Source organism: Burkholderia sp. MSMB1459WGS, assembly GCF_001534535.1.
GTDB lineage: Bacteria > Pseudomonadota > Gammaproteobacteria > Burkholderiales > Burkholderiaceae > Burkholderia.
Genome location: NZ_LPMU01000023.1, coordinates 57,585 through 79,598 on the forward strand (window position 1 = coordinate 57,585; position 22,014 = coordinate 79,598).

At 68.0% G+C, this 22,014-nt stretch carries 19 protein-coding genes and 1 pseudogene; 9 read left to right on the plus strand and 11 right to left on the minus strand.

The window, feature by feature from the left end; genetic code table 11:
• The first annotated feature begins 263 nt into the window (after positions 1 to 263).
• Positions 264 to 476: a hypothetical protein gene (locus WT97_RS32395; protein ID WP_082725156.1), complete on the plus strand. Its 213-nt coding sequence runs from the start codon at positions 264 to 266 to the stop codon at positions 474 to 476.
• 59 nt (positions 477 to 535) lie between these two features.
• Here the strand turns inward: WT97_RS32395 and WT97_RS08020 are convergent, their stop codons facing one another.
• From WT97_RS08020 to WT97_RS08030, 3 genes are all read right to left on the minus strand, one after another.
• The gene (locus tag WT97_RS08020; protein ID WP_060036031.1) at positions 536 to 961 is read right to left on the minus strand and encodes an NUDIX hydrolase; all 426 of its coding nucleotides are present in this window, start codon (positions 959 to 961) and stop codon (positions 536 to 538) included.
• A gap of 242 nt (positions 962 to 1,203) precedes the next feature.
• Positions 1,204 to 2,592, minus strand: a complete 1,389-nt coding sequence (locus WT97_RS08025; RefSeq protein ID WP_059500831.1) for a nucleobase:cation symporter-2 family protein — start codon at positions 2,590 to 2,592, stop codon at positions 1,204 to 1,206.
• Between the two features lie 233 nt (positions 2,593 to 2,825).
• A complete protein-coding gene (locus WT97_RS08030; protein WP_060353265.1) occupies positions 2,826 to 3,803 on the minus strand; it encodes a LysR substrate-binding domain-containing protein in 978 nt (325 codons plus the stop codon).
• A 134-nt stretch (positions 3,804 to 3,937) separates the two neighbouring features.
• Here WT97_RS08030 and WT97_RS08035 point away from each other — a divergent pair, with 134 nt between their 5' ends.
• The 3 genes from WT97_RS08035 (at position 3,938) to WT97_RS08045 (ending at position 6,390) form a co-directional block, all read left to right on the plus strand.
• Complete coding sequence (locus tag WT97_RS08035; RefSeq protein WP_060036030.1) at positions 3,938 to 4,657, plus strand: SDR family oxidoreductase; 720 nt, start codon at positions 3,938 to 3,940, stop codon at positions 4,655 to 4,657.
• A gap of 243 nt (positions 4,658 to 4,900) precedes the next feature.
• On the plus strand, positions 4,901 to 5,236 hold the full coding sequence (locus WT97_RS08040) for a putative quinol monooxygenase (RefSeq protein WP_059500888.1): 336 nt from the start codon (positions 4,901 to 4,903) through the stop codon (positions 5,234 to 5,236).
• Positions 5,233 to 6,390, plus strand: a complete 1,158-nt coding sequence (locus WT97_RS08045) for an iron-containing alcohol dehydrogenase (protein WP_060036029.1) — start codon at positions 5,233 to 5,235, stop codon at positions 6,388 to 6,390. The genes WT97_RS08040 and WT97_RS08045 overlap by 4 nt, the downstream gene beginning before the upstream one ends.
• A 115-nt stretch (positions 6,391 to 6,505) precedes the next feature.
• On the opposite strand, the gene WT97_RS08050 is transcribed toward WT97_RS08045, so the two are convergent.
• Positions 6,506 to 8,686 (minus strand): ornithine decarboxylase, encoded by a 2,181-nt coding sequence (locus tag WT97_RS08050; protein ID WP_060036028.1) that lies wholly within the window; start codon positions 8,684 to 8,686, stop codon positions 6,506 to 6,508.
• Positions 8,687 to 9,192: 506 nt separating this feature from the next.
• Between WT97_RS08050 and WT97_RS08055 the strand changes: the two genes are divergently transcribed.
• Entirely contained in the window at positions 9,193 to 11,493 is a 2,301-nt protein-coding gene (locus tag WT97_RS08055) for an Orn/Lys/Arg decarboxylase N-terminal domain-containing protein (RefSeq protein ID WP_059792055.1), read from the plus strand.
• A 61-nt stretch (positions 11,494 to 11,554) separates the two neighbouring features.
• A complete protein-coding gene (potE, locus tag WT97_RS08060) occupies positions 11,555 to 12,940 on the plus strand; it encodes a putrescine-ornithine antiporter (RefSeq protein ID WP_060036027.1) in 1,386 nt (461 codons plus the stop codon).
• 3 nt (positions 12,941 to 12,943) lie between these two features.
• Here potE and WT97_RS08065 read toward each other — a convergent pair whose 3' ends face one another.
• Positions 12,944 to 13,852 carry a LysR family transcriptional regulator gene (locus tag WT97_RS08065; protein WP_060036026.1) on the minus strand — a complete coding sequence of 303 codons (909 nt, stop codon included), beginning with the start codon at positions 13,850 to 13,852 and terminating at the stop codon, positions 12,944 to 12,946.
• Positions 13,853 to 14,048: 196 nt separating this feature from the next.
• Here WT97_RS08065 and WT97_RS08070 point away from each other — a divergent pair, with 196 nt between their 5' ends.
• The gene (locus WT97_RS08070; RefSeq protein WP_060036025.1) at positions 14,049 to 14,633 is read left to right on the plus strand and encodes a putative glycolipid-binding domain-containing protein; all 585 of its coding nucleotides are present in this window, start codon (positions 14,049 to 14,051) and stop codon (positions 14,631 to 14,633) included.
• Positions 14,634 to 14,672: 39 nt separating this feature from the next.
• Here WT97_RS08070 and WT97_RS08075 read toward each other — a convergent pair whose 3' ends face one another.
• Positions 14,673 to 15,665 (minus strand): sulfonate ABC transporter substrate-binding protein, encoded by a 993-nt coding sequence (locus tag WT97_RS08075; RefSeq protein ID WP_060036024.1) that lies wholly within the window; start codon positions 15,663 to 15,665, stop codon positions 14,673 to 14,675.
• 205 nt (positions 15,666 to 15,870) lie between these two features.
• Positions 15,871 to 16,278, minus strand: a complete 408-nt coding sequence (locus WT97_RS08080) for a DUF427 domain-containing protein (RefSeq protein ID WP_060036023.1) — start codon at positions 16,276 to 16,278, stop codon at positions 15,871 to 15,873.
• Between the two features lie 371 nt (positions 16,279 to 16,649).
• On the opposite strand from WT97_RS08080, the gene WT97_RS08085 reads away from it, so the two are divergent.
• Complete coding sequence (locus WT97_RS08085; protein ID WP_060036022.1) at positions 16,650 to 18,311, plus strand: ABC transporter substrate-binding protein; 1,662 nt, start codon at positions 16,650 to 16,652, stop codon at positions 18,309 to 18,311.
• Positions 18,312 to 18,356: 45 nt separating this feature from the next.
• On the opposite strand, the pseudogene WT97_RS32405 reads toward WT97_RS08085, so the two are convergent.
• Positions 18,357 to 18,548: pseudogene (locus tag WT97_RS32405) on the minus strand (TauD/TfdA family dioxygenase); the annotation flags it as partial.
• A 119-nt stretch (positions 18,549 to 18,667) separates the two neighbouring features.
• Here WT97_RS32405 and WT97_RS08090 point away from each other — a divergent pair.
• On the plus strand, positions 18,668 to 19,042 hold the full coding sequence (locus WT97_RS08090; protein ID WP_059500822.1) for a phage protein NinX family protein: 375 nt from the start codon (positions 18,668 to 18,670) through the stop codon (positions 19,040 to 19,042).
• Positions 19,043 to 19,071: 29 nt separating this feature from the next.
• On the opposite strand, the gene WT97_RS08095 is transcribed toward WT97_RS08090, so the two are convergent.
• The 3 genes from WT97_RS08095 to WT97_RS08105 form a co-directional block, all read right to left on the minus strand.
• Positions 19,072 to 20,058: an ABC transporter substrate-binding protein gene (locus WT97_RS08095; protein ID WP_060036071.1), complete on the minus strand. Its 987-nt coding sequence runs from the start codon at positions 20,056 to 20,058 to the stop codon at positions 19,072 to 19,074.
• 126 nt (positions 20,059 to 20,184) lie between these two features.
• On the minus strand, positions 20,185 to 20,616 hold the full coding sequence (locus WT97_RS08100) for a DUF1090 family protein (protein WP_059792063.1): 432 nt from the start codon (positions 20,614 to 20,616) through the stop codon (positions 20,185 to 20,187).
• Between the two features lie 169 nt (positions 20,617 to 20,785).
• On the minus strand, positions 20,786 to 21,961 hold the full coding sequence (locus WT97_RS08105) for a LysR family transcriptional regulator (protein ID WP_060036070.1): 1,176 nt from the start codon (positions 21,959 to 21,961) through the stop codon (positions 20,786 to 20,788).
• Positions 21,962 to 22,014 lie beyond the last annotated feature (53 nt).

The window sequence follows — 22,014 nt, forward strand, 5'->3', positions numbered from 1 at the left end:
TAACGATGGGAGTCAAACCTGGCACGGCTTCCTGGACGGAACCTGCAGTCTGCCGCCTTCCGCCATTCCGTTACCCCCGATTCGGCCTGCGCACGCTCGCGTCGCGCACGACCCCGCGCAACGGTCGCGACCGCGCAAACTTGATGGGGAAAAGCACTAGAAGTATGAGAATTATTTCCCGGCTATAGTGGAATGACTGAAGGTAGACGCGACGCTTTCTTGCCGATACCGATCAGGCCATGACTGTATAGACGAGTTGCCGTATGAAAAATAAGACCGACAAGACCGCCGGACCGATCTGGGGCGTGGCAGCAGGATTGCTTCTTGCTGGCACGGGATTGAGTCTCGGTATTTTCCCGGCGGCGCTGCACGGTGCGGGAAGCGCAAACGACTTTCTGGCGTCCGGCGTCACGATGCTGGGTATCTTCCTCGTCGTCTATTCCACGCACGAACTGCGAAGAAAGCGCTCGTACTGAACCTTCGCTCACCTCCGATCACGACAATCGACTCGAGCCGGCCGACTGCTCGGGATGCGTTACGTCGTGCGGATTTCGTGGTTGTAGACGAGTTCGACGATTCGCTTCGTCGGAATACTCGCGCGCAGACGGTCGACACCGTCGATCGGAAACCACTTGCATTTCTCGATCTCGTTGTTCGCTTGCGGCGTCTGGTCCGGCGCGACTTCCGCGAAGAACACGTGATGGATCTTCGCGAGCCCGGTGAACTGCATCGAGTACGTCAGATCCTGTCCGGTCATGCCGGTTTCTTCGCATAACTCACGATGCGCGGCTTCGAGCGGCGTCTCCCCGCGCTTGATCGTGCCGCCCGGAAGCGCCCAGCGCGATGCCGCGCGCGTGACGAGCAACACGCGCTCGTCGCGATAGCAGACGACGGTCGCGCGTTCCTTGATCGGGGCGGCAGTCGTTTCGGGGGCGTTGTCGGGCGCGAGGATCTGGGGCATGTCGTGATTCTAACCAGCGCGACTCGATCGGCCAAGGCAGCCTGACCGGGTTTGACGATTGACGGTCGCCGATGCGTGGCCGGCCGTCGCGTGACACGCCGAAAGCGCAAGGCCGGCGGCAGGGCGTGCGCCGGCCCCCTGACGCCGTTCGGCCTTGGCACGACGACCGGCGCGGCCCATCACGCCCCATCGCGCCCCATCGCGCCCGGCACGTCGTCATGCGGTTCGCACCGCGATTGCCTTTATTTCTTTGCCGGCAGGAACCAGTTCATCACGAGCGCGCAGATGCCGCCCGTCGCGACGCCCGATTCCAGCACGTTCTTCAGTGCATGCGGCAGGCTGTTCAGGATGTCCGGCACCTGCGACACGCCGAGGCCGAGCGCGAGCGACACCGCGATGATCAGCAGCGCGCGACGATCGAGGTGGACGCCCGCGAGGATGTTGATGCCCGACGCGGCCACCGCACCGAACATCACCATCGCCGCACCGCCGAGCACGGGCTCGGGCACGGCCTGCAGCACGCCGGCGACGACCGGGAACAGGCCGAGCACCACCAGCATGCCCGCGATCCAGATACCGACGTGACGGCTCGCGACGCCGGTGATCTGGATCACGCCGTTGTTCTGCGCGAATACCGAGCTCGGGAACGTATTGAACACGCCGGCCAGCAGCGAGTTCGCACCGTTGACGAGCACGCCGCCCTTGATGCGCTGCATCCACACCGGCCCTTCGACCGGCTCGTTCGAGATCTTGCTGGTGGCCGTCACGTCGCCGATCGCTTCGAGCGACGTGACGAGGTAGATGATCAGCATCGGTACGAACAGCGCCCACGAGAAGCCGATGCCGAAGTGCAGCGGCGTCGGCACCTGGAACAGCGCGGCCTGGTGCATGCCGGTGAAGTCGAGGCGGCCGAGGAACGCAGCCGCGAAATAGCCGATCGCGAGCGCGATGACGAGCGCGGTGCTGCGCACCCAGACGATCGGCACGCGGTTCAGCAGGATGATCGTGCCGAGCACGAGGCCCGACAGCGTGAGGTTCTCCGCGCTCGCGAACGTGCCCTTGGCCATCGCGCCGTAGCCGCCGCCCATGCTGATGAGGCCGACCTTGATCAGCGTGAGGCCGATCAGCAGCACGACGATGCCGGTGACGAGCGGGGTGATCAGGCGCTTCACGAACGGCAGGATGCGCGACACGCCCATCTCGACGAACGACCCGGCGATCACGACGCCGAAGATCGCGGCCATCACGGTCTCGACCGGCGTGCCCTGCTTGACCATCAGGCTGCCGCCGGCGATCAGCGGGCCGACGAAGTTGAAGCTGGTGCCCTGGACGATCAGCAGGCCGGCGCCGAGCGGGCCGAAGCGCTTGCACTGGACGAAGGTGGCAATGCCGGAAATCACCAGCGACATCGACACGATCAGGGTCGTATCGCGGCTGGACACGCCGAGCGCCTGGCAGATCAGCAGGCCCGGCGTGACGATCGGCACGATGATCGCCAGCAGGTGCTGCAGCGCGGCAACGAAGGCGACCATCGGCGCCGGCCGGTCGTTCGGGCCGTAGACGAGGTCGCGGGCCGCTTCTGCGGCGTCGGCGCCATGGGAGGCGGATTGGGCGGAGGAGGCGGGTTGCATGGCGAGCGGGCCGGACAAGGTGGAAAGTGCGGCATTTTAGCCGAAGGGCCCGCCGGCGCCGCCCGGCCGTGCCGCAATAGTGGGGATTCGGCGGAACGTGGAAAAGGGCCGGTTCGGCACCCGGCGATCGGCGCATCGCTGCCAGGCGATCGCGGTCCTGTCGAGCAACCGCTTCGCGAATGGCGCAATCCTGCACCTCGACGGCGGCGGCGGCCGGCCCGGGCCGCGGAACGTCAGCCTGCGGCGCGTGCTTCGTTGCCGCGCGCCGCCGTACGTGGCGGGCGGGAATTGGGATACGCGCGCTGGCAGACGGCGATGACCGTGTCGCGCAGGCGGCGATGTACGGGGTCGCCGTGCATGCGCGGATGCCACAGCGCGGACACGAGGATCGCCGGCAGCCGGACCGGGATCTCGAAACTGCGCAGCCCGAGGGCTTCGATGAGTCCCGGCGAGCACGCGTTGCCGAGGCTCGAGTGCGGCACCAGCGCGATCAGGTCGGTGCCGGCTGCGACACGCATCGCGTCCGGATAACTCGGCACGACGACGTGCACGGCGGGGCCAGGGGCGATCGCGCCGGTCGAGTCGTCGGTCGGTCCGCCGAAATCGCCGAACTGGGCCGAAACGACGTGACGGCAGGCTGCATAGCGCGCGGGCGTGATCCGGGCCGACGCGAACAGCGGATGGCCGGCGCGCGCCACCGCGACGTGCCAGTCGTGAAAGAGCATGCGCGTGTGCAGTTCGGGTGCGTCGTCGCCGCGCTTGCCGATTTCGAGGTCGACGGTGCCGTCGCGCAACGCTTGCGGATCGCGGTCGAGTTTCGGGACGAAGCGAATACGCACGTGCGGCGCGACGTCGGCCAGGGCGGCGACGACCGGGCCGGCCAGCATTTCCATGAACGATGCGGCTGCCCGGATGGTGAAGGTGGCCGTGAGCGTGGCGAAGTCGACGTCGGCGGTCGCCGGACGCAGCACCGCGCGCGCGTCGCTCGCGACGGCATGCACGCGGTCGCGCAACGCGGCGGCGTGTGGCGTCGGCACGAGCTTGCGCCCCGCGCGCACGAGCAGTTGGTCGGCGGTCGCGATGCGCAGCCGCGTGAGCGTGCGGCTCATCGCCGACGTGCTCAGGCCCAGCCGGCGCGCGGCGCCGGTCACGCTGCTCTCCGACAGCAGCGCGTCGAGTGCGGTGACGAGGTTCAGGTCGATGTCTTCCATGCGAACAGGATACGCCACTGCGGGGTTTGGCATGGCGTTCGATGCAACGATGGATTGCATTCGATGCGTCTGGCGCCTGTCGCAGTGTGCGCCTATAGTGGGTGCGTCACGAAACAGGGCAAAGGCGAAACACCATGCAATCGACCGAATCGAATCGACGAAACGCTCCCGCGATCCTGCTCGTTGCAGCGTCGCGCGGCCTCGGGCTGGCGATGGCGGAGGCATTCCTGAACAAGGGCTGGCACGTGACGGGCACCGTGCGCGAAGGATCGGGGCGCACGAAGCTGCACGACCTGGCCGACCGGTTCGACGGCCGGGTCGAGATCAGCACGCTCGACATCTGCGAGCCCGCGCAATTGGCCGCACTGCGCGAGCGCCTGTCGGGCCGGCGCTTCGACATGCTGTTCGTGAATGCCGGCACGACCAACGATCCGAATGAAACGATCGGCGAAGTGACGACCGACGAATTCGTGCGCGTGATGATCACGAATGCGCTGGCGCCGATGCGGGTGATCGAGACGCTGCAGGATCTCGTGACCGACGACGGGCTGATCGGCGCGATGTCGTCGGGACAGGGCAGCGTCGCGAACAACGTTACCGGCATGCGCGAGGTGTACCGCGGCAGCAAGGCCGCGCTGAACCAGTTCATGCGCAGCTTCGCGGTGCGTCAGGCCGATACGCGCCGCGCGCTGGCGCTGATGGCGCCCGGCTGGGTCCGCACCGAACTCGGCGGCCCCGACGCGCGCCTGACCATCGACGAGAGCGTGCCGAGCCTCGTCGACGTGCTGCTGGCGAAGCGGGCGCGGCCCGGGCTCGAGTACCTCGACTATCTGGGGCGGACGGTGCCGTGGTGAGCAGGATGGTGGCCCAAAGCTCGCGGCGGCCGGCCGGGCTCTGGCTTGCCGTGAGCGTGCCGTGCGGGATCGGGCCCGATGTTCGCGGCCCGGCCGCGGCGCTGCGAAGGCCGTGCCGATTCAATACAATGCGACGACGCGTCAGCGATACGGTGCCGCCTCATCGCGTTTGAATCCGTCCGGTTCATGGCGGATGGTGTGCGCTCCCGTCGTGACGGCCTTGTGTCGAACCTGGAGCGCAGCATGAACGAACCCTATCTGCAGGTGATCGCGCATTACTTCGCGAAGCCCGGCAACGGCGACCGCGTGGTCGAACTGCTCGCGGAGCTCGCGCCGGCCACGCGGGCCGAGCCGAAGAATCTCGACTACGCGTACTTCCGGTCGCCGGAGAACCCCGACCACATCGTGATCCTCGAGCGCTACCGCGATGCGGACGGCCTCGATGCGCATCGGGAAACGCCGCATTTCCAGCGGATCGGCGTCGGCGCGATCATTCCGTTGCTCGATCGTCGCGACGTGATCCGCTACATGGTGCAGCCGGACACCGGCACGGCGACGCCACCGGGAGGCACCCGATGAACCCGTTTCAATTCCGTACCGTTCCGACGCAGATCGTCGAATTCGGCGCCGCGCGCCGGCTCGGCGCGCTGTTGCGCGAACGCTTTCCGGCGCTCGCGCGGTTGTGCGTGGTCACCGACGCGTTCCTGCATCGCAGCGGCGTGCTCGCGCCCGCGCTGGAGAGCCTCGCCGCGCACGGCTGGCAGGTCACCGTGATCGACGACGTGATCGCCGATCCGCCCGAGCACGTGGTGCTCGAAGCGACCGAGCGGGCCGTCGCGGCCGATGCCGAGATCGTGCTCGGCCTGGGCGGCGGCTCGTCGATGGACGTCGCGAAGCTGATCGCGGTGCTCGCGCCGGGGCAGCAGGCGCTGGCCGACATGTACGGCGTCGACAAGGTCGCCGGCGCGCGGCTGCCGCTCGTGCAGATGCCGACCACGGCCGGCACAGGCTCCGAGGTCACGGCCGTGTCGATCGTCACGGTCGGCGAGGCGCGCAAGATGGGCGTCGTATCGCCGCATCTGTTCGCGGACGTCGCGATCCTCGACGCGGAACTCACGCTCGGCCTGCCGCGTGCGGCGACGGCCGCCACCGGCATCGACGCGATGGTGCATGCGATCGAGGCGTACACGTCCGCGCGGCTGAAGAATCCGGTATCCGACATGCTGGCCACGCACGCGCTGACGCTGCTGTCGCGCAACCTGCTTGCCGCATGCGACGACGGGCAGAACCGGCACGCGCGCGAAGCGATGCTGGTCGGCGCGATGTTCGCGGGGCAGGCGTTCGCGAATGCGCCGGTCGCGGCCGTGCATGCGCTGGCCTATCCGGTCGGCGGCATCTTTCATGTGCCGCACGGGCTGTCGAATGCGCTCGTGCTGCCGCACGTGCTGCGCTTCAACGCGCCGGCCGCCGCGCCGCTATATGCGGAACTGGCGGCCATCGTCGCGCCGTCGGCCACGGGTAGCGATGAAGCGAAAACGCATGCGCTGATCGCCGAGATCGACGGGCTGATCGTCGCGACGGGCATTCCGCGCACGCTGCGCGAGGTCGGCATCGGCGAGGCCGATCTGCCGAGGATGGCGTCGGACGCGATGCTGCAGACACGCCTGCTCGTGAACAATCCGCGCGAGGTGACCGAGGCCGACGCGCTGCAGATTTACCGGCAGGCGTGGTGAGGGGCGGCGCGCGCACGGCGTTGGCCGTCACGGGTCACGATGCGCACGCGGCCTGCCGTGCGGGCCGTGCTGTAACGCATGCGCATGCCGACGCGCCCGCAGCCGCCCACCGTCCTTACAGGCGCGCCGCGTCCGCGCCGGCCGCGACCACGTACGCCGAGGCCTGCCGGGTGCCGTCCGGCTTCGTCTGCAGGTACACGCCCTGGATTTCCGGCTCGAAGCCCGGCAGCGCGTTGATCCCGGCTTCGAGCGCGCGGAAGTAGTCGAGCGCCGGGCCGCCCCACACTTCACCCGGCACCACGCAGAAGATACCGGGCGGATAGGGCAGCGCGCCTTCGGTCGCGATCCGGCCCGCGATGCGGTCGAGCGTGACGAGTTCGACGTTGTTGCGGATCAGCTCGGCATTCGCGGCCTGCGGCAGCATCGCCTGCTTCGGGAACTGCGCGCGCCGGAACATCTGCTTCTGCAGATGCTTCATGTCGTGGCTGCGGTAGAAATCGTGCATGCGCTGGCACAGCTGCCGCAGGCGCATGGTGCCGTACAGCTCCGGATATGCTTCGCACAGCGATGGAATCGCTTCGCGCAGCGGCGTGTCCTGATCGAGATGGCGCTCGAACTGCGCGAGGTGCGCGACCAGATGCTGCAGCTTGCCGAAACTCTCCGACGGCGTGAGCAGGAACAGGATCGTGTACAGGTCGGCTTTCTCGGGCACGACGCCGTGCTCGCGCAGATAGCGCGCGAGAATCGGCGCCGGTGCGCCGAACGGCGCGTATTCATGCGTATCGCGATCGATGCCGGGCATGGTCAGCAGCAGCTTGCACGGATCGACGAAATACTGGTCGTCCGCATAGCCTTCGAAGCCGTGCCACGTGTCGGCCGGATGGAAGCGGAAGAAGCGCAGGTCGTCGACGATCTGCTCGGTCGGGTAATCGGCCCACGGGCGGCCGTCGATCTGCTGCGGGACGAACGGGCGGATCTGGCGGCAGGTTTTCAGCAGCAGCTTGCGCGCATCGACGCCATGTGCGACGCAGTCGCGCCACAGGCGCTTGCCGGCCGGGCCCGCGTGCATCTGCGCGTTGACGTCGAGCGCCGCGAACATCGGGTAGAACGGGCTCGTCGACGCGTGGATCATGTACGCGTTGTTGAAGCGCCGATGATCGCAGAAGCGCTTCTGGCCTTCGATGTGGCTGTCCTTCTTGTGGATCTGCGACGTCTGCGAGAAGCCGGCCTGCTGCTTGTGCACCGACTGCGTGACGAAGATGCCGGGATCGTCGGGGCCGAGCGTCAGCATCAGCGGCGAGCAATTCTGCATCATCGGGATGAACTGCTCGTAGCCGACCCACGCCGAATCGAACAGGATGTAGTCGCACAGATGGCCGATCCGGTCGACGATTTCGCGTGCGTTGTAGATCGTGCCGTCGTAGGTGCCGAGCTGGATCACCGCGAGCCGGAACGGGCGCGGCAGGTCGGCGCGCTCGGGCGCGACGTCGCGGATCGCGTCGCGAATGCGCGCCTCGCCGAGCGCCGCGCTGTCGACGCCGCCGATGAGGCCCCACGCGTTGCGCGCGGTCTCCAGATAGACCGGACGCGCGCCGGACAGCACGAGCGCGCCGAGGTGCACCGACTTGTGGTTGTTGCGGTCGAACAGCACGAGATCGTCGGGCGCGAGCAGCGCGCTCGTGACGACCTTGTTCGACGTCGACGTGCCGTTCAGCACGAAGTAGGTCTTGTCCGCGTTGTAGATGCGTGCGGCGTTGCGCTGCGCTTCCAGCGCGGGCCCTTCGTGGATCAACAGGTCGCCGAGCCGGACGTCCGCGTTGCAGAGGTCCGCGCGAAACAGCGTTTCGCCGAAGAAATCGAAGAACATCCGGCCGAGCGGATGATTCGAAAAGAACTGGCCGCCCTGGTGGCCCGGGCAGTCGAATTCGACGTAGCCGCGCTGCACGTATTCGCGCATGACCTTGAAGAACGGGGGCAGCAGGTTCTCGCTGTAGATGTCGGCGGCGGCGGAAATCTGCCGGCCGTAGTAATGGCGGCCGCCGTGCCGAAGCTGGATCACGCCGCTCGCGCGCGGCAGGACCGACGGCGGCACTTCCTGGTCGGGCTCGACCGCGACGAAGAACGGAATCGCGAAACCGGTTCTTTCGACGGTTTTCAGCACCTTTTCCGCGGAATCGATTCCAACGACGATTGCCGCGATATTCGTGAAATCGGTCTGAAATACGTCGACCTGTTCGTGCGTGGTGAGGAAGGCGCCGATCAGCGCCGGCTCGACTGCGATTTTCAACAGGCTCACGCGAACTCTCCGGTAAATGACCTGGAAACGGGAGCCGCATTCACATCGGCGCGCAATCCGGGCCCGACACGCGCTGCAGCCGATCGAAACGGTCCCGCGAATGCTGAATGCCGAATGCGCACTGCATCAGAAGCCTTGCGCGGCGCGGCACCGCCGCGATCGGGCCGTGTCCGGCGCAGCCGATCGTAGCAACAAAATCCCGCGAATTCAATCGAACCGAATCGGCAATGTCATTGCGGCATGAGCATGATCAAACAATCCGGAATTGGCATGCTGCGGCGCACATAAAAATGATCCAATGATGAAATCCGATTTGAAAGGCGCCGATGGTTTTACCGAATCGTCAGCTTTTCAGAGAAAAGCATCTATGGCATAGTCGGCTCCGAATTGGATGGCGAATCAAGCCGGAATTGCGAGCGTCTCATGCCGCTGCCCGTGGCCTGCTGTCCGCGTGCTCGTGAGACGAACGATACCAATCGAAGCAACGCAACAGCGAGGGCAATACCATGAATACATCCGTCGGCGGCATTCGTCGTCTCGGCATGCGTGCGCTACTGGTCGACGACGAAATCGCGCAGGAAACCGCAACCGGGCGCGCGGTCCGCACGCTGAGCGCGGAGCTCGTGCAACGCGGTATCGACGTGTTGACGGCCACGTCCGCCGACGACGCCATCGTGCTGATCCGCTCCGATCCGTCGATCCAGTGCGTGCTGCTCGACTGGGATCTCGGCGTGGACGGCCACGGGCCGTCCGAGGCCGTGGTCGACGCGATCCGGCATCGCAACGGCAGCGTGCCGATCTTCCTGCTAGCCGACCGCAGCGTCGCGTCGTCGGTACCGGCCGCGGTGATGGGCAAGGTCGACGATTTCGTGTGGCTGCTCGAGGATACGGCCGACTTCATCGGCGGGCGCATTCACGCGTCGATCGAACGCTATCGCTCGACCGTCCTGCCGCCGATGTTCGGCGCGCTCGCGAAGTTCTCGCGCGTCTACGAATACTCGTGGCATACACCCGGCCACACCGGCGGCACCGGCTTCCTGAAATCGCCGGTCGGCCGCGCGTTCTTCGAATACTTCGGCGAATCGCTGTTCCGCTCGGACCTGTCGATCTCGGTGGGCGAACTCGGCTCACTGCTCGACCACTCGGGCCCGATCGGCGAAAGCGAGCGCTACGCGGCACGCGTGTTCGGTGCGCATCGCACGTATCACGTGACGAACGGCTCGTCGACGTCGAACCGCATCATCCTGATGGCGAGCGTGAGCCGCGACCAGATCGCGCTGTGCGATCGCAACTGCCACAAGTCGGCCGAGCACGCGATGACGATGTCGGGTGCGATCCCGACGTACCTCGTGCCGACGCGTAACCGCTACGGGATCATCGGGCCGATCGCCGCGGAGCGCCTCACGCAGGCGGCCATCCGCGAGGCGATCGCGTCGAACCCGCTCGCAGCGGGGCTGGCGGATCGCCAGCCGAAGCACGCGATCGTCACGAACTCGACGTACGACGGCCTCTGCTACAACGTGACGCGTGTCGAGGAGCTGCTCGGCGCGAGCGTCGACCGGCTGCACTTCGACGAGGCGTGGTACGGCTACGCGCGGTTCAATCCGATCTACCGCGACCGCCATGCGATGCACGGCGACCCGCGCGACCATCATGCGGACCGGCCCACGGTGTTCGCGACGCAGTCGACGCACAAGCTGCTGACCGCACTGTCGCAGGCGTCGTACATCCACGTGCGCGACGGCCGCAGCCCGATCCCGCATGGCCAGTTCAACGAAACGTTCATGATGCACGCGTCGACGTCGCCGAACTACGCGATCATCGCGTCGAACGACGTCGCGGCCGCGATGATGGACGGCCCCGGCGGCGCCGCGCTGACGCGCGAGTCGATCGAGGAGGCCGTCGCGTTCCGGCAGATGATCGCGCGAATGAACGGCGAATTCGGCGCGAAGGGCGACTGGTTCTTCGAATGCTGGCAGCCCGACACCGTGCTGGAGGCGCGCACGGGCCGCACACTGCCGTTCCACGACGCGCCGCCCGAACTGCTCGCGAGCGACCCGGCGTGCTGGGTGCTGCGCCCCGGCGCGCAATGGCATGGCTTCGGCAACATCGAGGACGGCTACTGCATGCTCGATCCGATCAAGGTGTCGATCGTCACGCCGGGCGTCGCGCCGGCCGGCGGCCTGATGCCGGTCGGCATTCCGGCGAGCGTCGTCACCGCGTATCTCGATGCGCGCGGCATCGTCGTCGAGAAGACGACCGATTTCACGATCCTGTTCCTGTTCTCGATCGGCATCACGAAGGGCAAGTGGGGTTCGCTCGTCAGCGCGCTGTGCGATTTCAAGCGCGACTACGACGCGAACCTGCCGCTCGACATGGCGATTCCGTCGCTCGCGAAGGCGCATGGATCGCGCTATGCGGGCATGGGGTTGAAGGACCTGGCCGACACGATGTTCGCGGCGATGGAGCAGCTCGGCACGACGCGCCTGATGTCGGAGGCGTTCTCGATCCTGCCGAAGCCGGAGATGAGCCCGGTGCGCGCGTACGAGCATCTCGTGCAGGGCCGCATCGAGCAGGTGACGCTCGACGAGCTGGCCGGGCGCACGGTGGCCACCGGCGTCGTGCCGTATCCGCCGGGTATCCCGCTCCTGATGCCGGGCGAGAACGCGGGGCCGGCCGGCGGCCCGGTGCTCGGCTACCTGAAGGCGCTCGAAGCGTACGACCGGCGGTTCCCGGGGTTCGCGCACGACACGCACGGCGTGGAGGTCGAGGACGGCACGTACCGCGTGTATTGCCTGACGGCCTGAAGCCCGGCCGGGCGTACGAGCGACCGGCCGCGCGGCGGCCTCACATCGAAGGATCGACATCATGGAAAACGCAGCGCGCATGTCCGACGCGGCACCGGCGGCCGCGCCGAAGAGCCGGATGAACGTCTGGCAGCTCACCATCCTCACGGCGGTCAACATGATGGGCTCCGGCATCATCCTGCTGCCGTCGAAGCTCGCGCAGGTCGGCACGATCTCGCTGCTGTCATGGATCGTCACGGCCGGCGGCTCGCTCGCGCTGGCCTATGCGTTCGCGCGCTGCGGGATGCTGAGCCGCAAGCCGGGCGGGATGGGCGGCTACGCGGAGTACGCGTTCGGCAAGGCCGGCAACTATATGGCGAACTACACGTACGGGCTGTCGCTCGTGATCGCCAACGTCGCGATCGGCGTCACGGCGGTCGGCTACGGCACCGTGCTGTTCGACGCGACGTTGTCGCCGCTGCAGACCGGCCTGTGGACGATCTTCCTGCTCGTGCTGACGACGGTCGCGAACTTCGGCGGCTCGCGCATCACCGGCCGGATCGGCGCGGTGACGGTGTGGGGCGTGATCATTCCGGTCGTCGTCGTGTCGCTGATCGGCTGGTTCTGGTTCAGCGGCGCGACCTGGGGCGCGGCGTGGAATCCGCACGGCATGCCGTTCGGGCCGGCAGTTGGCAGCTCGATCGCGGTGACGCTGTGGGCGTTCCTCGGGCTCGAATCGGCGTGCGCGAACTCGGACGCCGTGGAGAATCCGGAGCGCAACGTGCCGATCGCCGTGCTCGGCGGCACGATCGCGTCGGCGATCTTCTACATCGTGTCGACCAACGTGATCGCGGGCATCGTGCCCAATGCGATCCTCGCGAAGTCGAATGCGCCGTTCGGCATCGCGTTCGCGACGATGTTCACGCCGACCGTCGGCACGATCGTCACCGCGCTGATGGTGATCGCGTGCATCGGCTCGCTGCTCGGGTGGCAGTTCACGGTGGCGCAGGTGTTCAAGAGCTCGGCGGACGTCGGCTATTTCCTCCCGGTGTTCGCACGCGCGACGCGCACCGGCACGCCGATCGTCGGCATGGTGATCCTGCTGGTCGCGCAGGTCGCGCTGGCGCTGATGACGATCAGCCCGGAGCTGAGCAGCCAGTTCCAGAAGATCGTCGATCTCGCGGTCGTCACGAACCTCGTGCCTTACGTGATGTCGATGGCCGCGCTGATCACGATCCAGAAGGTCGCGAAGGTGCCGCCGGGCAAGGCGCTGGTGACGAACGTGATCGCGATGATCGCGACCGCGTACAGTTTCTATGCGCTGTTCAGCTCGGGCGAGCAGGCGCTGATGCTCGGCGGCCTGTGCGTGTTCCTCGGCTGGACGCTGTTCGGCTTCGTCAGCGCGCGCTTCTACCAGATGGAAGTCGATGCGCACGTGAAGGAGCCGGGGAAATCGCTGCAGGCGTGATGGCTACCGCTGACGGTGCGCCAGCAGCGGCGGGAGTGCCCTTTTCAGCAGATCGACGACGGCGCGCACGCGTGGCGGCAGCGGCCGCTGCGCGTGCACCAGCACGTTGAGCGCGAACTCGGGGATGTCGTAGTGCGGAAGCAGGCGGACGAGCCGGCCGTGCGCGAGCGCATCGGCGCAAGCCGGGGACTGAACCACGCCGATGCCGCCGCCCGCCGCGATCGTGTCGTACATCGGGCGCCAGTGGCTGGTGGTGATGACCGTCCGGATGCGCGCGTACTCGATTGCGCTGCCGTCACGCTGCAACGGCACCTGTTCGTTCGCGAACACGCCTTTCACGCGGATGAACGGATGGTTCGCGAGATCGGCCTTCGTGTCGAGCGGGCCGTGCCGGTCGAGATACGACGGCGCGGCGACGAGCACGCGGCCGACCGCGCCGAGCGCGTAGGCGACGAACCCGCCGTCGCCGAGTTGGCCGACCCGGATCGACACGTCGACGCCCTCCGTGACCGGATCGACGATATCGTCGTTCAGCACCAGGTCGATGTGCAGCTTCGGATACGCGGTGCGGATCTGCATCAGCACGCCCGGCATCACGACCTCGCCGAAACATTGCGGCGCCGCGAGCCGGATCGCGCCGTCGAGCGCATTCTCCGTCTTCGAGACCGATGCAACGGCCAGTTCGGCCGCTTCGAGCAGCGCCTTGCTGCGTTCGTAGAAGATGCGGCCTTCCTCCGTGCACGCGAGGGTGCGTGCACTGCGCATCAGCAGCCGCGTGCCGAGATGCCTTTCGAGTTTCTCGATGCGCTCGCTGACGGCCGGCTGGCCCATGTCGAGATCCCGCGCCGCGCCGGACATCGTGCCGCGCTCCACGACCCTGACGTAGATGCGCATCGTCGCCAACAAATCCATGAAGTCGCGCCTTTTGTCTTCCGGTCCGATTTTTACCGATCGACGGATGGTACCAAAGCGGCGCGGGGCCACGGTGTGTATCGAGCCGATACTGACTATCGGCCGGAACGCGACCCGCGCTGTCGAAGCCGCGTGCGTTCGCCCACGCCGTGAGCGAAAATCGATTTCCTTCCGCGCGACCGACAGGAGACCCGACATGACGCAACGGAATGAAGCCCGACGCACGCACTGCGTCGCATGGCAGATCGTGCAGACGTGGCAGGCGGCCGAATGGTGCCAGCTCGACGAGTCGCAAACGGGCATCGCGCTGTCGGGGGCGGTGACGGGCGCGATCGACGGCACGCCGTTTCGCATCGATTACACGATCGCATGCGGGGCCGACTGGCTCACGCGCTCGGCGTGCGTGACGCAGTGGACCGGCACGGCGCCGCCACGGCAATGGAGCATCGCCTGCGATGCCGGGCAGTGGACGATCGACGGCGTCGCTGCGCCGATGCTTGCGGGCGCAACCGATATCGATCTCGGCTTCAGTCCGTCGACCAATACGCTGCCGATCCGGCGGCTGGCGCTTGCCGTCGGCGAGTCGGCCGAGATTCGCACCGCGTGGCTGCGGTTTCCGGATTTCGACATCGTGCGCGGCGTGCAGCGCTATACGCGCACGGCGTCGCACGTGTATCGCTACGAGAGCGGTACCTATGCGGCCGATATCGCGATCGACGACGCGGGCCTCGTCACCGACTACGACGAATGGCGGCGTATCGGTGCGGCGCCTGCTTCGTGATGCGTCGCATCGCGAATCGCGCGCCTGCGCCGTGACGCATCAACGTGCGCTCGCCACCGACAACTTGCCCGGAATCAGCTTCAGCGCGCTGAACGCGTCGGCGATGTTCTGCTGGTACGCGACCGTCGCATCGGCGATCGGTTGCACGCCGTAGCCGGCGCGCTTGAGCGCGACTTCGAGCGTCGGCGCGTCGAGGCCCACGAGCGGCGACAGTTGCGCGGCCACCTCGGGCACGTGATCGCGCGCCCAGCGATCGACCGCGTCGACTTCGTCGAGCAGCGCGCGCAGCACCTGCGGGTGCGCGGCCGCGTACTTGCGCGCGGCAAGGTAGTACTGCGTGTTGCGCACGAGCCCGTCGCCGTTCGCGATCACGCGGGCGCCGAGCTGCCGTTCGGCAGCGGCCAGATACGGATCCCAGATCACCCACGCATCGACGCTGCGTTGCACGAAAGCGGCGCGCGCGTCGGCCGGCGTCAGGTAGATCGGCTGGATGTCGGCATACGCGAGGCCCGCGTGCTCGAGCGCCTTCACGAGCAGATAGTGGACGTTCGAGCCCTTGTTGAACGCGACCTTCTTGCCGCGCAGTTGCGCGACGGTGCGGATCGGCGAATCGGGCAGCACGACGATCGCCTCGCCCTGCGGCGCGGGCGGCTCGTTGCCGATGTAGACGAAATCGACGCCGGCGGCCTGCGCGAAGATCGGCGGGGTTTCGCCGACCGTGCCGACGTCGATCGCGCCGGCGTTCAGCCCCTCGAGCAGTTGCGGGCCCGCCGGGAATTCGAGCCATTGCACGGTGACGCCCTGGCTCGCGAGACGCTTCTCGAGCGTGCCGCGCGCCTTGAGCACGACGAAGTTGCCGTATTTCTGGAAGCCGATGCGCAATCGCGTACCGCTGGCGTCGGCGCGTGCGGGCGCGGCCGCGAGCGGCCCGAGCGCGAGCCCGGCCAGCCCGGCGGCCGCGCCGTGCAGCCACCGGCGGCGGCGCGGGTTCGCCGGGGTCGTTTCAAGGTCTGCATGCGGTGTGTCGTTCATCGAGGCGTCCTGCTGGCGGGTTCACGGGTCGCGCGGGCATGGCGCGATCGGCACGGGACGCGGCCGGTCGCGAGCGATGCGCGCGGCCGGCCCGCGCCGGACTCAAGACGATACGGCCAGGCGGGACGGCGGCCAACCAATGAATCCGCATATGCAAATCAGCAGCCGGACGATACGTGAACGGTGACGCGGCAGGGCACCGCGCTTAGGCGGTGACGAGCAGGCTTTCCTCGATCGAATCGACGCGGTCCGGATAGAACGCGAGGTGCTCGCGAATCGATTCGACTGCTGGATTCGGATGCTCGTACGTCCACACCGCATTGGTCGCGCGTTCGCCGCCGGCCGGAATCGAGTAGTACGCGCAATCGCCCTTGTACGGGCAGTAGGTCGCGTGGTCGGTGCGTTCGAGCAGCGACATGTCGGCATCCTCGCGCGGAATGTACAGCACCGCCGGATAGCTGGCCTCGCGCAGCACCAGTGCATGGCGCGTATCGGCGACGACCTTGCCGGCGACCTTCACGACCACGCGCGACGAGTGCGGTTCGATCAGGATCGGATGATCGGGGCCCGGCGACTTCACGGGACGAGACGGCGTATCGGGGTTGAGCGACATGCGTGATCCTCCAGGAACGGGCGGCGCATCGGCGGGTGCGCCGTGCCGGCATGCGTGCGCCGGCGGATTCCCGCGCACCGGTGCCGGCGTTGGCCAACCGATACGATGCGCCAATTCGGCGGAACCTGCAGGGGGCCGGAAGGATGCCCGCGACCGTGAGCGAACGGCGCTGCGTCATGACGCCGGGCCGGGCGTCGCGGCGGTGTTCCGCGAGCAAGTCCACGGCGCTCGCATGGACATTCCCATGCAGGGGCAGCGGGATGCATCCGCGACGATAAGCAACGCGGAATTAATTGGTAAGCGATCGGCGGGATGCGCGCGAAGATCGACGGTCGTCATTCGCATGGCACCTCTTGCTTGCCTCTCTCACCATGAAGAATCCTTTCGTTTCGTCAGCCGCGCGCCGTACGCGCGGCGTAACGCATGCCGGCGCCGCGCTGCGCTGCATGGCCGCGTCGCTGCTGCTGGCCGGCGCCGTGCCGCACGCACTCGCGGCACCCGCGGGCAAGACACTCGTGTACTGCTCCGAAGGCAGCCCGGCCGGCTTCGACCCCGGCCAGCACACGACGAGCACCGATTTCGATGCGAGCACGTACACGATCTACAACGGGCTCGTGCAATTCAAGCGCGGTACGCTCGATCTCGTACCGTCGCTGGCGACGAGCTGGGACGTGTCGTCCGATCAGCGCACGATCACGTTCCATCTGCGGCGCGGCGTGAAATTCCAGACGACCGCGTGGTTCAAGCCGACCCGGCCGTTCCAGGCCGACGACGTCGTGTTCACGTTCCGCCGGATGCTCGACCCGGACGATCCGTTTCGCCAGGCCTATCCGGTCAGCTTCCCGTATTTCAGCGATCTCGGCTTCGACCGCAACATCGAGCGCATCGAGAAGGTCGACGACTATACGGTGCGCTTCGTGCTGAAGTCGCCCGACGTCGTCTTCGTGCGCAATCTCGCGATGGCGTTCGCGTCGGTGCTGTCGGCCGAATATGCGTCGCAGCTCGCCGCACGCCATCGCGAGTCGGACATCAACCAGTTCCCGGTCGGCACGGGGCCGTTCCTGCTGCGCACGTACCAGAAGGACGCGCTGATCCGCTACGACGCGAATCCCGACTACTGGAAACCGGACGACGTGAAGCTCGCACGCCTCGTGTTCGCGATCACGCCCGATCCGGCTGCGCGGTTGCAGAAGCTCGTGGCCGGCGAGTGCCAGGTGTCGGTGTTTCCGCGGCCGGCCGATCTCGAGACGGTGCGGCGCGACCCGAAGCTGACGCTGTTCTCGGGGACGGGCTTCAACGTCGGCTTCGTCGCGTACAACACGCAGCATCCGCCGCTCGATCGCGTCGACGTGCGGCGCGCGCTCGACATCGCGATCGACAAGGCGGCGATCATCAAGACCGTGTTCAACGGCGACGCGACGATCGCGACGAACCCGATGCCGCCCGCGCAATGGTCGTACAACCCGCGCCTGAAGGACGCGCCGCGCGATCCGGCGGCCGCGAAGGCGCTGCTCGCGCAGGCCGGCTTTCCGAACGGTTTCGACCTGACGCTGTGGGCGATGCCCGTGCAGCGCCCGTACAACCCGAATGCCCAACTGATGGCGCAACTGATCCAGCAGGACTGGGCGAAGATCGGTGTGCGCGCGAAGATCGTCAGCTACGAATGGGGCGAATACAACCGCCGCGCGAAACACGACGGCCAGCACGACGCGATCCTGTACGGCTGGTCGGGCGACAATGGCGACCCCGACAACTGGCTCGGCACGCTGCTCGGCTGCGACGCGGTGCACGGCAGCAATCTCGCGAAGTGGTGCAACAAGGACTTCGAGCAACTCGTGACGGCGGCGCGTTCGAATGCGGATGTCGCGAAGCGCACGGCGCTGTACGAGCAGGCGCAGGTGGTGTTCAAGGACCAGGTGCCGTTCACGCCGATCGCGACGTCGATCGTGTCGCTGCCGATTTCCAGGCGCGTACACGGGCTGACGTTCTCGCCGCTCGGCGGACACCGGTTCGACGGCGTGTGGCTCGATTGACGGAGAAAAGCCGGCGCGCGCGAGCCGACGTTCGCAGCGTCGGCCGAGGGCGACGGCTGACGCCGTTTCGACCGGCGTGCCTTCGTGCGCGATCGAAGGCCGTCCGTCGGGGCCGACCGGCACGTCGCCGATGAGTATCGTGCGATAGAGCTGGCGGTCGGAGTCGAGATCGAAGATGTCGACGGGCGTGAGATGCGCGGTCGCACGGTCGTCCCGGAACGCGATGCAGCGCGGTTGAACTATGCTTGTCGCAGGGCGACGGGGGACGCAACCCTGTCGCGCATGGGACGCGTCCTCGTCGTCGTGCACACGGCAGCCAGGACGTCGTTCGACAGAACGGTCATACGGAGACGGCCATGCAAGTCCAGGACCTGACGGGCGCGACGCTCGATTACTGGGTGGCGATGGCGGAAGACCTCGTCGAGCCGCGCGTCGACACGTCGGCATGCACGGTGATTCGCGAGCCGGGCGGCGCGCCGACGCCGTTCGCGCCGTCGTCGTCGTGGGCGGACGGCGGCCCGCTCGTCGAGCGGCTGCCGTTCGCCGCGTTCGAGCGCGACGGCGGGCGGGGCGTCTGGCGCGCGGTGCTGCACCGGGCCGTGCCGGCCGCAGGCGAGCGCTGCACGTTCAACCAGTCGGGGCCGACGTTGCTGATCGCCGCGATGCGCACGCTCGTCGCGTCGACGTTCGGCGACGACGTGCCGGATCTCGATATGGCGCGGCCGCGCTGAACGCGTGCCCGCGCCCCGCGTGGCGCCACTCAGGCCGCCACGTTCCGGATGGCGATCGACGCGACGTCGACGCGGCGCGGCAGGATCGCGTCCGCCGCCGCGCGATCGGCGACGCGCTGCAGCACGTCGATGTCGGCGCCGCTGAGGCTGCGCTGCGCGAGCGCGGCCCGCCGTGCGATATCGGTGGCCGCGTCGGGCGGCAGGCGCGTGAGCGATGCATAGACGCTCGCATAGTCGGCGGGATGCGCGAGCGCCCATTGGCCCGCACGGGCGAGCCGCGCGAGCACGTCCGCGAGCGCCGCGCGCTTGCCGCGATCGTCGAGGGTTTCGATCGGCGACGTGAGGAACGCGAGCCCCGAATTGATGCCGCTGCCGTCGCGGACGATGCGCGCGCCGCGTCGCACCGCATGCCCGTAGTACGGATCGAACGTGGCCCAGATGCCGATCCGCTTCGCCTCGAACGCGGCGAACGCGTCGACCGGCAGCACGAAGCGCACGTCGACGTCGCGCGGCGCGAGCCCGTGTTCGCGCAGCGCGCCGTACAACTGGTATTGCGAGATGCTGCCGCGCGCGGACGACACGACGACGGTTTGCCCTTTCAGGTCGGCCACCGTGCGAACCGGCGAGTCGGGCTGCACGACGATGCCGAGCGACGCCGGCGAGCCGACGCGCGTCGCGACGATCCGCAACGACGGATCGCCGAGCGCGGCCGTCAGGACGGGGAGGTCGCCGGCTGGCGCGAGATCGATCGCGCCCGCGCGCTGCGCTTCGAACAGCGGCGCGGCGCCCTGGAAGTTGGCCCAGCGGAACCGGTACGGCGTGCCGTCGAGCACGCGCGCCGCTTCGGCCAGCGCCCGCAGGCCGCCGGCCTGGTCGCCGAGCACGAGCGTGACGCCCGACAGGTCGGCGCCGGCCGCGCTCGCGGGCAGCGCGAGGCCGCTCGCGAGCGGCGCGGCGGCGAGGGCGGCAAGGCGCTGCAGCGTGCGGCGGCGTGCCGTGGCGAAAGAGTGGGTCATCGGCGGTGTGTCCTCGGTGATCCGCGCGCGGGCGGCGCGGCTGCCGGGCAGATTACGGAATCGGTTTCCGGCCGACAAACATCGAATCGTGAAATGCATATTCGCGCGACACGCCGTTTCGATCCGTCAGCCTTTCAGCGCGTCGCGATCGACCTGCGCGTCGTGCAGGTCGCGCGTGGCGTTGCGCAGCTTCGCCTGCTTGTCTGCGAGCTTGCGTTGCGCATGGTTCAGCTTCCTTGCGTCGCCGAGCGCTTCGGCTTCGCGGACGCGCGCCTGTGCGTCGCGTACCTCGTCTTCCGCATTGCGCAGGTCGCGCGCCTTGTCGGTCAGCTTGCGTTCGGCGCGCGCGAGCTGGCCGGCGTCCGTGCAGTTGGCCGTGATCCGATCGAGCGCGGCCTGCTGGCGCATCGCCTGTTGCATGTTGCCGAACCGTTTCGCGTTGTCGATCTGCGTGTTCAGCGCACGGATGCGTGTCGAGCAGTCCTGAGTGCCGGCGAATGTGCCGGCGCTCGCGAATAGCGCGACCGGGACGGCCAGCGCGACGAGTGCGTTCTTCATGCGGATTTCCTCGATTCGATAAAGCGGCTACGGGCGTTCGCGAGGCGACGCCCGTCGGCACGTGTTCAATGCGTCATTCTGGCGAGTCGTCGCGGCGCGGGTAAATAGGACCGGTCTGACATGCGGCGTGGCGTCCGAGCGCACGCTTGCGGCCCGGGTGCGGCGTCGGTCAGTGCGACTTCGTCGCGATGCGATGGACGCGTGCCGCCTGCGCGACGCGTGCCGGATGCGACGCATGGCAATGCGTGGCCGGTCCGCGGCGCGTGCGCCGGACGGGCTCGGGCGGATCGGCGGTGGCTGGCGCGGTTGCCGGGATGTCCGCATCGGCCCCGGAAGCGGCGACCGCGGCGACTGCCGGCAGCGTCGCCTCGGCGTCGAGCCACGCGCGCGTCGCTTCGGCGATCAGTCCGCGCAGCCACCGACCGCCTTCCGCGCACGATCCCGCTTCGTTCCACGTCATCCGGTACACGATGTCCGGCGGCTCGGCCGGCAGCGCGACCGCAGCGAGCGGCAGCAGCTTCGCGTAGTGCCGCGCGAGCCGGTACGTGGTGGTGAGGATCAGGTCGGTGCGCACGAGCGCATGCGCGGCGAGCTCGAAGTGCGGCAGCGTGACCGCGATGCGCCGCTGCAGGCCCACGCGTTCGAGCTGCCGGTCGATCGCGCCGGACGCTTCGAGCCACGACGGCGTCGGGCACAGCTGCGGCGCCGCCGCGAACCCGGCGGCCGTCATCGCGCCGCGCCGCGCGAGCGGATGCGTCGCGCGCATCAGGCACACGACGCGATCGTCGAACAGGTCGTCCTGCCGAAAGCGCGACCGGCGTGCGGGCCGGTTGTCGATCACGACGTCGAGCTCGCCGTCGGCCAGTGCGCGTTCGTCGTCGAACCCGTCGCCGAGCGGATGAAACACCAGTTGCGCGTTCGGCGCCCGCTCGCGAAACAGCGCGACGAGCTTCGGCACGAACAGCACGTTCAGGTAGTCGGGGCAGCCGATCCGGTAGGTGCGCACCGACGTGCGCGCGTCGAACCGCGGCTGCTGGATGCGGATGAAGTCGATCACGCGCAGCGCATTGCGCAGCGGCTCGATCAGGCGCGCGCCGAACTCGGTCGGCACCATCCCGTAGCGGCTGCGCACCAGCAGCGGGTCGCCGAGCAGCGTGCGCAGGCGCTTGAGCGCGGCGCTCGTCGCCGGCTGCGACATGTTCAGGCGCACGGCCGCACGCGACACGGTACGCTCGGTCAGCAGCGCGAGCAGGATGCGCATCAGCCGTGCATCGAGCACGTCGAGCGCGCCCGCGGCGTCGGACGCGCCGCGGGGCAGGGCCGTCCGGTCTAGCGGGTTGCGCATGCCGATACGCGTCCCGGCGAGACGGGGCGTGCGCGCCATATGGCAACCGGCCG

Bases quoted from the DNA above. Each gene is read 5' to 3' on its own strand.
- WT97_RS32395 (WP_082725156.1), top strand. From the start codon at position 264: ATGAAAAATAAGACCGACAAGACCGCCGGACCGATCTGGGGCGTGGCA.
- WT97_RS08020 (WP_060036031.1), bottom strand. From the start codon at position 961: ATGCCCCAGATCCTCGCGCCCGACAACGCCCCCGAAACGACTGCCGCC.
- WT97_RS08025 (WP_059500831.1), bottom strand. From the start codon at position 2,592: ATGCAACCCGCCTCCTCCGCCCAATCCGCCTCCCATGGCGCCGACGCC.
- WT97_RS08030 (WP_060353265.1), bottom strand. From the start codon at position 3,803: ATGGAAGACATCGACCTGAACCTCGTCACCGCACTCGACGCGCTGCTG.
- WT97_RS08035 (WP_060036030.1), top strand. From the start codon at position 3,938: ATGCAATCGACCGAATCGAATCGACGAAACGCTCCCGCGATCCTGCTC.
- WT97_RS08040 (WP_059500888.1), top strand. From the start codon at position 4,901: ATGAACGAACCCTATCTGCAGGTGATCGCGCATTACTTCGCGAAGCCC.
- WT97_RS08045 (WP_060036029.1), top strand. From the start codon at position 5,233: ATGAACCCGTTTCAATTCCGTACCGTTCCGACGCAGATCGTCGAATTC.
- WT97_RS08055 (WP_059792055.1), top strand. From the start codon at position 9,193: ATGAATACATCCGTCGGCGGCATTCGTCGTCTCGGCATGCGTGCGCTA.
- potE (WP_060036027.1), top strand. From the start codon at position 11,555: ATGGAAAACGCAGCGCGCATGTCCGACGCGGCACCGGCGGCCGCGCCG.
- WT97_RS08065 (WP_060036026.1), bottom strand. From the start codon at position 13,852: ATGGATTTGTTGGCGACGATGCGCATCTACGTCAGGGTCGTGGAGCGC.
- WT97_RS08070 (WP_060036025.1), top strand. From the start codon at position 14,049: ATGACGCAACGGAATGAAGCCCGACGCACGCACTGCGTCGCATGGCAG.
- WT97_RS08075 (WP_060036024.1), bottom strand. From the start codon at position 15,665: ATGAACGACACACCGCATGCAGACCTTGAAACGACCCCGGCGAACCCG.
- WT97_RS08080 (WP_060036023.1), bottom strand. From the start codon at position 16,278: ATGTCGCTCAACCCCGATACGCCGTCTCGTCCCGTGAAGTCGCCGGGC.
- WT97_RS08085 (WP_060036022.1), top strand. From the start codon at position 16,650: ATGAAGAATCCTTTCGTTTCGTCAGCCGCGCGCCGTACGCGCGGCGTA.
- WT97_RS08090 (WP_059500822.1), top strand. From the start codon at position 18,668: ATGCAAGTCCAGGACCTGACGGGCGCGACGCTCGATTACTGGGTGGCG.
- WT97_RS08095 (WP_060036071.1), bottom strand. From the start codon at position 20,058: ATGACCCACTCTTTCGCCACGGCACGCCGCCGCACGCTGCAGCGCCTT.
- WT97_RS08100 (WP_059792063.1), bottom strand. From the start codon at position 20,616: ATGAAGAACGCACTCGTCGCGCTGGCCGTCCCGGTCGCGCTATTCGCG.
- WT97_RS08105 (WP_060036070.1), bottom strand. From the start codon at position 21,961: ATGCGCAACCCGCTAGACCGGACGGCCCTGCCCCGCGGCGCGTCCGAC.